Origin of the sequence: Pseudomonas sp. N2-3-1-14 (genome assembly GCF_041228395.1) — a bacterium.
GTDB lineage: Bacteria > Pseudomonadota > Gammaproteobacteria > Pseudomonadales > Pseudomonadaceae > Aquipseudomonas.
Map to the genome: position 1 here is coordinate 4,060,550 of NZ_CP166199.1, position 12,471 is coordinate 4,073,020.

10 protein-coding genes and 1 pseudogene are annotated in these 12,471 nt (G+C 60.9%); 8 read left to right on the forward strand and 3 right to left on the reverse strand.

The genetic code is table 11. The annotated features are described in order from the left end of the window. Positions 1-59: 59 nt before the first annotated feature. The 6 genes and pseudogenes from AB5I78_RS18535 to AB5I78_RS18560 form a co-directional block, all read left to right on the forward strand. Complete coding sequence (locus AB5I78_RS18535) at positions 60-3,233, forward strand: response regulator (protein WP_369300978.1); 3,174 nt, start codon at positions 60-62, stop codon at positions 3,231-3,233. A gap of 23 nt (positions 3,234-3,256) precedes the next feature. After that, positions 3,257-3,904, forward strand: a complete 648-nt coding sequence (locus tag AB5I78_RS18540; RefSeq protein ID WP_053257033.1) for a response regulator — start codon at positions 3,257-3,259, stop codon at positions 3,902-3,904. 194 nt (positions 3,905-4,098) lie between these two features. Beyond that, a complete protein-coding gene (locus AB5I78_RS18545; RefSeq protein ID WP_145165911.1) occupies positions 4,099-4,701 on the forward strand; it encodes a fimbrial protein in 603 nt (200 codons plus the stop codon). A gap of 76 nt (positions 4,702-4,777) precedes the next feature. Further along, positions 4,778-5,509, forward strand: a complete 732-nt coding sequence (locus tag AB5I78_RS18550; RefSeq protein WP_214247810.1) for a molecular chaperone — start codon at positions 4,778-4,780, stop codon at positions 5,507-5,509. Between the two features lie 85 nt (positions 5,510-5,594). Then, positions 5,595-8,105, forward strand: a complete 2,511-nt coding sequence (locus AB5I78_RS18555) for a fimbria/pilus outer membrane usher protein (protein ID WP_369300980.1) — start codon at positions 5,595-5,597, stop codon at positions 8,103-8,105. A gap of 211 nt (positions 8,106-8,316) precedes the next feature. Continuing rightward, positions 8,317-8,433 (forward strand): annotated as a pseudogene (locus AB5I78_RS18560) (acid phosphatase); the annotation flags it as partial. Positions 8,434-8,437: 4 nt separating this feature from the next. Here AB5I78_RS18560 and AB5I78_RS18565 read toward each other — a convergent pair. Beyond that, positions 8,438-8,716 (reverse strand): hypothetical protein, encoded by a 279-nt coding sequence (locus AB5I78_RS18565; RefSeq protein WP_262210275.1) that lies wholly within the window; start codon positions 8,714-8,716, stop codon positions 8,438-8,440. A gap of 115 nt (positions 8,717-8,831) precedes the next feature. Continuing rightward, complete coding sequence (locus tag AB5I78_RS18570) at positions 8,832-9,320, reverse strand: type VI secretion system tube protein Hcp (protein WP_177018538.1); 489 nt, start codon at positions 9,318-9,320, stop codon at positions 8,832-8,834. Positions 9,321-9,507: 187 nt separating this feature from the next. Between AB5I78_RS18570 and AB5I78_RS18575 the strand changes: the two genes are divergently transcribed. Together AB5I78_RS18575 and AB5I78_RS18580 are read left to right on the forward strand one after the other, a co-directional pair. Next, positions 9,508-10,422 carry an NAD synthetase gene (locus tag AB5I78_RS18575; protein ID WP_369300982.1) on the forward strand — a complete coding sequence of 305 codons (915 nt, stop codon included), beginning with the start codon at positions 9,508-9,510 and terminating at the stop codon, positions 10,420-10,422. Next, complete coding sequence (locus tag AB5I78_RS18580; protein ID WP_242199213.1) at positions 10,419-10,985, forward strand: hypothetical protein; 567 nt, start codon at positions 10,419-10,421, stop codon at positions 10,983-10,985. Before AB5I78_RS18575 ends, AB5I78_RS18580 begins: the two co-directional genes overlap by 4 nt. Before the next feature lie 4 nt (positions 10,986-10,989). Here AB5I78_RS18580 and AB5I78_RS18585 read toward each other — a convergent pair whose 3' ends face one another. Further along, entirely contained in the window at positions 10,990-12,348 is a 1,359-nt protein-coding gene (locus AB5I78_RS18585; RefSeq protein WP_369300983.1) for an LLM class flavin-dependent oxidoreductase, read from the reverse strand. Positions 12,349-12,471: the final 123 nt, after the last annotated feature.

Genomic DNA, 12,471 nt, shown 5'->3' on the forward strand with positions numbered 1-12,471 from the left:
GATAGTAAGGAGTCAGCTCCATCCTGTGCCGATTTATCCTGCGCCTGCGGAAACCCCTGATGAAGCACAACAACGCGGTCCTCGAAGCCTTCACCCGCAGCTCGTCGCGCCTGAACAAAGGCCTGATGGTGCTGCTCGGGATCGCGTTGCTGTTGGTGCTGACCAACTACTGGTCACTGCAACGCGGGGTCGAAACCCGTTACGGCGCCACGCGTTTTCATTTTGCGCGCCTGATGGAGAACCTGGCGGAGCAGGAGTCGTACCTCAAGAGTCTGACGCACCCGGGCATCCAGGCCGAACTGTTGCGCGCCACCAACGTTCAGGTCAGCCTCAAAAGCCGCATGGTCGACAACCACCGCACGCTGTACGAAGGCCAGAAATATTCGTTTTCGGTGCCGTTCAGCGTCAAGTTTGACGAGCAGCAGATCAGCGCTGCCGCCCGGTCGCAGATTTTTGCCCTGGGCGCGCACCTCACCAGCTATTACAGCGCCTTCTGGTCGTCATCGCCCTATGAAGCGCCACAAACCTTTCTGCTCAATCGCCAGACGCCTTACGCCATCACCGTTCCGTCGGTGGGCTACCAGCGTCGAGAAAGTAGCGAGGAAACCGGCAACTTGGTGGCGCTGGTCAACGCGGTGCAACAGACCCTCGAGCAGACGCCGCAGCCGCTGGAACAGAACCGCGTGTACTGGCAGGCCGGTCCCGCGCCTGCGCACCTGTTGGCCTATATCGGCCTGCCCCTCGACGGCCAGGGCCAGGCGGTGGTCGGCACCTTGCTCGACGTGGCTCAGGTTGACGATGTGCAGCGCGCCCTGGACCACTCGGCCTTTGACCGCTTCACCCTGATTGCCCCCGACGGCAGCCGGCTGGTCGGGCCAGACATCGGTGTGCCGCTCAGCGATGGCGTGCACTTCAGGGCAGACGGCTTCGAATTCAAGATTACCCAACGCGGCGACCAGCCCTGGAGCGCAATCTATGGGCTGAACTACTCGCACTTTTTCCATTCGGCCTTGTGGCCGCTGAGCAGCCTGGCCCTGTTGCTGGGCATCCTGATTACGCTGTGCTGGGGCGGTAGCCGCTGGTACCGGCGCCAAGTGATCAACCCCGCACGCCTGGCGCACGAACGCATCGCCGAAAGCGTGGCGTTCAGCCGCGTGATCATCGACACCGCCCCCACTGGCCTGTGCGTGGTGCGGCGCAGTGACGGCAAGGTGTTGATCGAGAACCAGCGTGCCCAGCAATGGCCAGGCACCGCGCGGCTGGTCTCCGCATTGACCGGTGTGCATGACAGCGCCGACAGCGGCGAGACGCACCTGGAGATCGAAGGCCGCCACCTGCAAATCGGCTTCGTCTCCACCCGTTACCAGGCCGAAGACGTACGCCTGTATGCATTCAACGACATCACCCGGCATATCGAAGATGCCCAGTCGTTAGAGGACGCCCGCCACGCCGCCGATGCCGCCAACGAGGCCAAGACGCTGTTCCTGGCGACCATGAGCCATGAAATTCGCACGCCGTTGTATGGCGTGCTCGGCACTCTGGAACTGCTCGGCCTGACCGACCTGGACCCGCACCAGAAAACCTACCTGCAGACCATTCAGCGTTCGTCCGCGACGCTGTTCCAGCTGATCAGCGACGTGCTCGACGTGTCGAAAATCGAGTCCGGGCAAATGGCGATTGAAGCCGTGGAGTTCTGCCCGCTGGACATGCTCGAAGACACCCTGCACACCTACGCCGCCTTCGCCCAGCGCAAGGGGTTGCAGCTTTACAGTTGCATCGACCCGCAGCTGCCCGACAGCGTACTGGGCGACCCGATGCGCATTCGCCAGATTCTCAACAACCTGGTGAGCAACGCGCTCAAGTTCACCGACATCGGGCGCGTGGTGATCCGCGCCCGGGTCACGGCGTGCGCCGCCGAGTACGTCAATCTGGAATGGCAGGTCACCGACTCTGGCGTGGGCATCCCCGAGGCGCAGCAGGCCAAGCTGTTCGATGTGTTTTACCAGGCTCCCGACACCGCCGGCGAAGGCGGCGCCGGGCTGGGGCTGCCGATTTGCCGTTGGCTGGCGCAAATGATGGACGGCGAGATCAAAGTGGTCAGCGAGCCCGGCCTGGGCAGCAGCTTCACCCTGAAAATACGCCTGCCGCTGAGCAGCGGTGCGCTGACCAACCCGCCGCTGATCGAACCCAGCGCGACGCCTGTGTATGTGCAGGCGCCGGTGCGCGAGCTGGCGCAGTCGCTGTGTGACTGGCTCAATCGCCTGGGCATTGCCGCGGCCCTGGCGGCGCCCACGCCGGAACAGGACAGCCGCCAGGCGGTGCTGGTCGATCTGCTGCCCAGCGAGCCCGCCCGCTACTGGGCCGGGCAACGCGTGCTGTGTCTGCCCGGCGCGCACAGCCCGCCGCTGCACACGGCACAGGGCTGGGTCGTGGACGTGCACGACGTACGGGCTATCGCCACCACCGTGTCGCTGGCCCAGCACGGCAAGCATGAGCAACCGCCGGCGGCCCTGCCACAAAGCGCCGGGCAGCTTGGGTTGCGCATCCTGGTGGCCGAGGACAACCCGATCAATCAGGCGATCATCAAGGAACAACTGGAGGCGCTCGGCTGCTCGGTGACCCTGGCCGCCAACGGCGAGCAGGCGCTGCAGTTGTGGCAACCGCAAGCCTTCGACCTGGTGTTGACCGACGTGAACATGCCCCTGATGAATGGTTATGAGCTGGCCCGCACGCTCAGGGCGCATGACCCGCAATTGCCGATCATCGGCGTGACCGCCAACGCCATGCGCGAGGAAGGCGTGCGTTGCCTGGCGGTCGGCATGAACGCCTGGATCGTCAAACCCCTGAGCCTGCAAACCCTGCGCGCGCAGTTGGTCAAGCTGTGCCAGGTCAAGGCGCCGGTCGAACCGCCGCCCGCGCCGTTCGACGACCACGTGCAGCTGTCGGACAAGATGCGCCCGCTGTTCATCAGCAGCGTGCAGCAAGATTTGCAGCGACTCGGCGCGGCACTGGCGCAGCGTGATGCGCGCGCGCTCGCCCAACTGCTGCATTCGGCCGCCGGCGCGCTGGGCGCCGTGCAGGCGCTCCCTCTGGCCCAAGCCTGCATCGAGCTGGAAAACGCACTGAACCGCGGCAGCCTCGACACGACGCTTGAGCTCAAGGTGAAGGCGGTGATGCAACGACTGTCGGCCGTCCTGGACACTCTCCAGCCCGGGCACACTTCCCTCACTTGAACTGGCACTACGGACGGCCCTTTATGAAAAAATTCAACGTGGTTATCGCGGACGATCACCCGATCGTGCTGCTCGGGGTACGCGAACTGGTGGAGCGCGACACGCGCTTTCAAGTCGTGGGCGAAGCGGTGTGTTCGGCGGGCCTGATCGAGCTGTTGCAGCGCCAGGGCGCCGACATCGTGATCACCGATTACAACATGCCCGGCGACTCGCCCTACGGCGATGGGCTGAAGCTGGTGGAGTACCTGAAACGGCATTTTCCGCAGGTGCAGATTTTGATCCTGACCATGATTTCCAACCACCTGATCCTCACGCGTCTGCAGGAGTTGGGCGTGGTCGGCATCATCCAGAAAAGCCAGTTGCACACCGAGATTCAACTGGCGCTCAAGGCGATTGCGCAACAGAGCGCCTACCGCAGCCTGGAGCCGCCCAAGACCTCGGTGATCGAGACCCTCACGGCCATCGACGAGCGCTTTACCAGCTTGTCGCCCAAAGAGTTCGAGATCTTGCGTTTGTTTATTTCCGGCATGAGCGTGAGTGATATTGCGCGCAGCCAGAACCGCAGTTCAAAGACCATCAGTGCGCAAAAAATATCGGCCATGCGCAAACTTGAAGTGAGCAGCGACCAGGACCTTCTCGCCTATTGCCTGGCGCGCAATATCTTCAACTAAGCACACCGTGCAAGCCATTCCCGGGCAATGGCTTGGCCCCCTGTTTGTGGGCTCCGAAACTGCCTTGCGGTGCAACTAACCCGTCTATTGCGCGGCTTATAAGAATCGTCTTATTCGCTCGCAGCGCCTGCCCTCTTATTCTTTCCTCGCAGTTCAACAACCGCATTTTCCAACTAACACTTACGGACATCATCATGAAGAAGTTTTCCCTGGCTGTTATCGCCTCGGCCATTATCGCCGCCTCCGGCAGTGCATTTGCCGATGATCCGGCACCGACGCCTACCCTGGGCGGCAGCGGTAAAATTACCTTCACCGGCGTGATCAACAACGACGCCTGCTCGGTAGACGGCGCCAACTCCGATCGCAGTATTTCGGTGGACATGGGCAACGTTTCGATCAAAGACATGGGCACCGCGGAAAACCCAACCGCCGGCCGTGTGACTGCCAAAGACTTCAACCTGAACGTCAACTGCAACCAGGGCACCAAAGTCGCGATGATCTTTGACGCCAACAACGGCGGTTCGGGCCTGGTGACCGGCAAGAACGTACTGGCGCTGAACGCCGGTTCCGCTTCGGCTAAAAACGTCGGTATCGCCCTGCTCGACAGCAATGGCAGCTTGATCGACCTCAGCTCGCAGGCCACTGCGCGCATCGAAAGCACCATGCACGGCACCGGCACTGCCGGCGGCGACGCCACCCTGAGCTTTGCGGCTGCCTACGTCACCACCGGCGCTGCCGGTGCATCCACCGCCGGTCGCGGTGATGCCACCCTACCGTTCATCCTGCAATACGAGTAACCCCGGCGCCCCGTGCACCGAACGCGCGAGGCCACACGGCCTCGCCATTCTTTTTTGATTACACCGGATAACCCTCATGCTGCCTCGTTCTATTGCCGCATGCCTGGGGCTGCTGGGCATGCTTATGGCTACCCAGGCCGCCGCCAGCATTTCATTGAATGCCACCCGCATCGTGTTCGATGGCGACCACAAAGAAGCCAATATCACCGTGCGCAACGGTAACCAGGATGTGTTGATTCAGTCCTGGGTCGACATGAATGACTCCAGCGGCAGCCGTGCTCCGTTTGCCGTCACCCCGCCACTGGCCCGGGTGTTCGCCAAGGAACAGCAACTGCTGCGCATCTTGTATGAAGGCACGGGCATGCCCACGGACCGCGAGTCGGTGGTGTGGTTGAACGTGCAGGAAATCCCCAAGGCCAGCGAGACCGAGAACACCTTGCAGTTGGCCATTCGCCAACGCATCAAGATTTTTTTCCGCCCTGCCGGCCTGACCGGCAGTGCGTTGCAGGCGCCTGCACAGCTGGAGTGGGCATTGGTCAAGCACGGCGCGCAAACGCTGTTGCAGGTGAAAAACCCGACGCTGTACCACGTGTCCATGGCCGACGTTAAGGTGCAGGCACAACTGGCGAGCGACTCGACCATGATCGCGCCCGGCGAGCAAAGACAGTTCGCGCTCAAGACGGCGCCAGCGCCCGGCCCGGTGCAACTGTCGTTTTCCAGCATCAATGACTACGGCGCACAGAACCATTACACCGCGCCACTTTCGGGCATCGCTGCACACGCCACCGAATCACGCCTCAACCCCTAAGCACTTTCTCTAACCCACAGGCTCACGTTGCGTGCGTGTTCGCGTGCCCGCCTGTTCGCCAATCAGGGATGTCACAGGTCTTCGCATGTCTTTTCTTTCCAGTAACAGGCCCGCGCGTGGCGCACTGAAGTTGAAGACGCTGTCGTTCGCGATTGCCGCCGGCCTGCCGGCCTGGGCGATGGCCGAGGACACTGCGCAAACCTTCAACACCACGTTCCTGCAAGGCTCGCAGTCAACGGTCGACCTGCAGCAATTGCTCTCGGCCAACAGCGTGCTGCCGGGCAATTACCGCGTCGACCTGTACAGCAACGAAGTGCTGGTGGGCCGGCGCGATATCGACTTCAAGCGCAACCCGAAAAACGACCGGGTCGAAGCCTGCCTGACCCTCGATCTGCTCAAGCAGCTGGGCATCGACATGCACCGCCTCCAGGCCGAAGGCAAAATCGACCCGCAGCAGCCGCAGGAATGCTATGCCCTCGCCGAGATGATCGAGGAGGCCAGCGTGCGTTACGACAGCAGCCGCCTGCGCCTGATGGCGAGCATTCCGCAGGTGGCCATGCAGCGCGGCATGCGCGGTTACGTCGACCCGCAACTATGGGATGACGGCGTGCCCGCAGCGTTTATCAACTACCAGCTCAACAGCAGCCGCACCGCCGGCGACTACAAAACGCGCCTCTCCAATAACCTCGGCCTGCGCAACGGTATCAACCTGGGCGCGTGGCGCCTGCGCAATGAATCGAACTTGAGCGGCGGCACCGGGCGCTCGAACACTTACACCAGCAACCGTACTTACCTGCAGCACGACGTGACGGCGATCAAGGGCCAGTTCAGCGCCGGTGAGATTTTCTCCGACACCGACCTGTTCGACAGCGTGCGTTATCGCGGCCTCAAACTGGCCTCCGATGACGGCATGCGCGCCGACAGCGAGCGCGGTTATGCGCCGGTGATCCGTGGCGTGGCGCAGACCAACGCGACGGTGGAAATCCGCCAGAACGACTACATCCTCTACACCGCCAACGTCGCGCCGGGGCCATTCGAGATCAACGACATCTACCCCAGCGGCTCCAACGGCGACCTGCAAATCACCGTGATCGAAGCCGACGGCACGCGCCGCGTGACGATGCAGGCGTTTTCCAGCTTGCCGATCATGGTGCGTGAAGGCCAGGTCAAGTACAGCCTCTCGGCGGGTACCTTCAAGAGCAACGCCGACGGCCTGGCGAGCCCGCGTTTTCTCAGCGGCACCCTGGCGTACGGCCTGACCAGCAACCTCAGCGGAATTGTCGGGTTGCAGGCCAGCGAGGACTACAACGCACTGTCCATTGGCGCCGGCAAGAACACCTCGTTCGGCGCTTTCTCGCTGGACACGACGCACTCCTCCAGCAAGGCGCAGGGGAAAACCACTCAGGGCAGCAGCGTGCGGGCGCTGTATGCAAAGACTTTCACTGGCACCGACACCAACTTCACCCTGGCCGCCTACCGCTACTCCACCGAGGGCTACCGCACCCTCAGCGACCATGTCGAAGACAACAGCCAGGATGTGCGTGTGCGCACCGGCCACTCAAAAACCCGCACCGACCTGACCATCAACCAGAGCATCGGGCGCAACAACGAATTTGGCAGCGTGTACGTGAATGCCAGCGACCAGCGCTACTGGAACCGCGGCGGCTCGCAGAGCTTTTCGGCCGGCTACACCAGCAACTGGGGCGACCTGAGCTACAACCTCGGCGTAACGCGCACCAAGCAGATTGTCACCTGGGGCCAGCCGAGCAGCGACACGCAATTGAACCTGTCGATTTCGTTTCCGCTGGGCAGCCAGGCCCGCGCGCCGCGCGCGTTCGTCACCACCAGCCGGCAGCACGGCGACACCACCACGCAGGCGGGCATCAATGGCTACGTTGCCGATACCAGCGACACGTTTTATTCGGTGCAGGCCGGCCACAGCGACACCAGCGGGGATTCCGGTTCGGTGAACATCAACAGCCGGACGTCCGTGGCGGATGTGAGCCTGGGCTACAGCCAGGGCCAGGGTTACAACTCGCAGAACCTCAACCTCGCCGGCTCCGTGGTCGCTCACGCAGGCGGTATCAACCTGGGGCAGACGGTCAGTGAGACCTTCGCACTGGCCGAAGTGCCAGGCATCTCCGGCGCGAAGATCAGCAGCTACAGCGGCGTAGAGACCGGCTATAACGGCTATGCAGTGATCCCCAATGCCCAGCCTTATCGGGTGAACTGGGTCAGCCTGGACACCCGCGACCTGGGCGGCAATGTGGAAATCACCAACGCCACCCAACAAGTGGTGCCACGCCGTGGCGCGATCGTGGTGGCGCACTACAGCGGCACCACCGGGCGCCGGGTGTTGTTCGAGTTGTTTGATGCGCAGCACAAGCCTCTGTCGTTCGGGGCTTCGCTGGAAGATTCGGCCGGCAAGCAACTGGCGATTGCCGACCCGAATGGCAATGCGCTGGCGTTGGTGGAAGAGGATCAGGGCACGTTGATCATCAAGTGGGGCGATCAGCAGTGCAGCGCAAGCTATGCGTTGGCGCCGCAGAACAAGGCGCTGAACTATGAGCGCCAGGCGTTGGTGTGTAGGCCTTGAAGGGGCAATCCACATCCTTGCTGTCTGATTCTCGAAGATCCAAATGTGGGAGCGGGCTTGCTCGCGAACGCAGTGTGTCAGTCACCAGATACATCAACTGACACTCCACCTTCGCGAGCAAGCCCGCTCCCACATTTCGGTTGAGGTACAGCTTAAGGTCAGCGTTTAGGCTAAGGTGCTGCCGATGCGCCCTCCTCTTCGAGACTTGCCCATGCGTAACCTGATTTTCGCCGGTGCCTGCCTGCTGGCCACAGCCCTCGCAGGCTGCCAGCAAACCCCACCCGCCAACGATCAACTCGACGCCGTGCTCTGGACCCAGACCTCCATCGGTATCATTTGAACCGTTCGTTTTTGCCCATTTCTCGGGCAATCCACGCCGTAAACAGGGTCAGCGCAATTAAAAACGTTTCAATAGCTGCCAACCAACTAAGGGTGAACCAATAGTGTTTCGGCTGCCCCGCCAGCGTGTAAGTGATGGAAGGCCCGACGCGACTGAAGGACACCACTACACCTCGAATCAACCCATCAATAATCTGGTAGCCGGAAAGCCCTACAATGACGGTCAATAGCGCAGTGATGTACCAGAACGACCGACTGTCTGAACGCTTCATAAAACTTCTCTTAATCTCCTAGATTGCGGGGGCAAATGAATCCGCCGCAAATTCTGGCGGCAGCGTGTGCTGTCTATTTTGATGAAGACGCAGTATCCGGGCACGTGATGGGGGCTCAGGCTTTCACGTTCTGCCGGATGTTCCAGCCAAACTTCACCGGCCCACCGTCCTTGCCGCCATCGGCTTTCTGCGGTTGGTAACTGACGTCGACGGTGGCGAAATTCAAGGCGAAACTGTCGTGCAGCACATCGGCGCCGTTTTCAGCACTGGTGCTGTAGGACACCACCATGACCTCCTTCAGGGTGATCACCAGATACTCCACCGGGCTCGCGCCTCCCGCCTTGCGCACCACCAGTTTCGCTTCCGGATAATGCTTGCCGCTGGCGCAGGCCATCATCAGGTTAGGGCTGGATTTATCCAGCGGCTTTGTCAGGTTCAAGTTGGCAATATTGACCTTGCCCGCACCGCCACCCGTGCCGCTGTGCATCGAACCCGACTGCGACATTCCCCACGCCCAGTGGGTAATATCGATCTCGTCGCGATGGGCTTGATCCCTTGACTCACCCTTGATGTCGCCCAGCTTCAAAAACATATCGACGGCCATGTTTGCTCCCTGCCTTGGTGTGCGTTGGTAGTGACGTGGGGGCGCACTTTTCCTTAGCCCCCACGTTGCACGCAAGACGCCAAAGCGGGATAGAGACGCACCCCACTTGAATTGGCGAACCTTCCGACATTCATAGGTGCCTGCGGGTCTTTACGCTCTCGACTCCCGCAAAAACAAGGCGTTAAGGATGACTGCGTCCCTGTTGAAAGATGGTTTCCCCTCGGCTCACCGCACCACGCGTCAGCGGATTGAAAGCAGTATTGATGTGCGTCGGCTGTTTTTTGCCATTGATACCGACCCGGGGCTGATTGGCGCGGGCGTGGTGTACATCGATGAGGCGTTCAACGTGGTGACACTGCGTGAGTTTCAGGCGGTATGCAGCGTGGTGCCGAAGAAGCTGGTGCTGCGCGAGGCGCCTCGCTATGTCGGGCCTGCGGAGTTCAAGCGGATGCTGGAGCATGAGCCGCGGGAGTCGAAGTTAGTGGCGGAGGCGCTTGGCACGGCGGTGACGTGTGCGGGGGCAATACTGAGTTGGATAGTTGTGACGAGTGGAGTGATGTTGTTGCCCTTTACGGCGGGCACGAGTGCGGTGATTACATTTATCGGCCAGGCCGCCCTAGCTGCCAGCGTTACACAATGCATGGTCGGGCTAGGTCGAACCGGCGCCGAGGCGTTTGCTCCGCAACGCCTTGATCGGTTGGATAGCGAAGCCTGGTATCAGGCCGTCGACGCAACGCTGAATGCCATTGCATTACTGGGTGTTGCCACTTCCGCCTTGACCACGATCAAAACAGTAAACACAGCAACGAGAGTCACCGGCAAGCCGCTCAAACAAGTACTCAAAGGCCTGAACCGCCAAGAGCGAGCGAAACTGAATGATGAGCTGCTCAAGCTTCGTGCCCCCCGATTGACGTCCAAACTGCTCAAGGTAAAACAAGCCAATGGGGTATTACCAAAACGAATCAGCGCCACACAAATGCAACTTTCTACCGTCAACCATATTAGAGATGCCTTCGCTGCAACCTTGGGTTTCGCTAGCAGCTCACTACCAGGAAACATCAGGACGCTGGCGATTGGTATCTACGAGGAAGCCAGCCAATGAGCAAGCGCGAAACATTAAAAGACCTAGGCGAATCCGCAATGGATGAAAAATGTAAAGATTGGAAATCTTTGCCTTCCGACGAACGCGCTTACGCATACTTCTACTTTGAAAACCCACGAAAGTTCAGGAGACGCTATGCGCTAGTGATTGGAGCCGATCTACTTGCCGGCTGTTTCACGATTGCGATGACTGCCGTCCTATTGTTGGTGACCCTTCTCTCAGGACTTCCGGAAGACCTTGCAATCAAAATCTTCTTTTTCGGCAGTGTTGCGACAGGCCTTGTCCTCTTTTTTTCCAAGGCTCAAGTCACCTATGGTCGAATCCGCTTGGTATGGGTCAGTGTCGGCATTTACGTAATCTGCTTACTGATATCGCTGCCCACGATAGCGTACCGTCCGCCGCCTTTTCTCTACGCCATATCCCTGCTTAGCCCGCTGACCGGCCTATTGATCCTCAACAGCCACCGCTACCGCGAACTCCGTCACAAGATGGTAGAAATCCGCCATAAACGCGAAGCCGTCATCGCGACCCTGAAAAAACAGGGTCGCTGGAAATGGTGGTAATCCCTTATCCGACTGCCTGCAACACCTCAGGCGCAGGCTCAGCGCGCGCCGCGGTGTGCCGATTTACCGGCACCGGTAAGCCCAAGTGCCCGCGCAAGGTGCTGTGGCTGTACTCACTGCGAAACAACCCGCGATCACGCAACAACGGCAGCACTTGATCGGTGAAGCGCGCGAAGTCGTCCGGCGCGCCCACGTGGATATTGAAACCGTCCACCGCCTCTTCGACAAACCAGCGTTCGATCTCGTCCGCCACGGTCTTGGGTGAGCCGACAAAACTGGAGAACGGCTTGGCGAAGCGCAGCGCCGCCTGGCGCAAGGTCAGCCCTTGATCGCGGGCGACTTGCTTTATGTTCTCGGCATGCCCGCGATAGCCATTGCTGCCCAGGTCACCCAGGTCAGGGAACGGCTCATCCAGCGCGTACTGCGTGAAGTCGTGGTAGTTGAACGGCCGACCCAGTTGCACCAGCGCCTTGTGCAAGTCCAGCTCGCCGTTGCGTTCACGGTCGATGGCCTGGGCCTGTTCGTCGGTGTCGGCAATAATCGGCGAGATACCGGGCAGGATGGTCACGTGGTCGGGGTTGCGCCCGGCGGCGGCAGTACGTTGTTTGATGTCGCGGTAGTAAGCCTGGGCGTCTTCAAAATTGCCCACGCCGGCGAAAATCCCTTCGGCGTAGTTCGCCGCCAGGCTGCGCCCGGACTCGGAGATCCCGGCCTGGAAGATCACCGGTTGGCCTTGGGCCGAACGGGCAATATTCAGCGGCCCGGTGACTGAGAAAAACTCACCGTGGTGGTCCAGGCGATGCTGACGTTGGGGGTCGAGAAACACCTTGCTGACTTTGTCGCGCACGAAGGCGTCGTCCTCGTAGGAATCCCACAGCCCTTGCACCACTTCCAAGTGCTCGGCCGCGCGGCGATAGCGCTCGGTGTGGTCGATATGCTGCTCACGGCCAAAGTTGCCGGCGGCGCCTTCCAGGCCGGTGGTCACCACGTTCCAGCCGGCGCGGCCGCCGCTGATCAAGTCCAGGGAGGCGAACTGCCGCGCCACGTTGAAAGGTTCGGTGTAGGACGTGGTCAGTGTGGCGACCAAGCCGATTTTCGAGGTCGCACCGGCCACTGCCGAGAGCAGGGTCAGCGGCTCCAGGCGGTTGAGAAAGTGCGGCGCCGAATCCTGGGTGATGTAGGGGCTGTCGACGATGAACACCAGGTCGAACTTCGCCGCTTCGGCCTGCTGCGCCTGGGCGCGATACCAGTCGATGTCGACACTGGCATCGCCGGGGATTTGCGGGTGCAGCCATTCGTTTTGCGCCGTGCCGACGCCAGTGAGAATGGCGCCGAACTTGAGTTTCCGGGGGAATGTGGACATTTTGATGCTCCTCCGTGGATAAACATGAATCACTGTGGCCAGCGCGCTTGTTGTGGCGAGCGGGCTTGCCCCGCGTTGGGCTGCGCAGCAGCCCCAAAACCTGACGACGCGGTTTACCCGTTA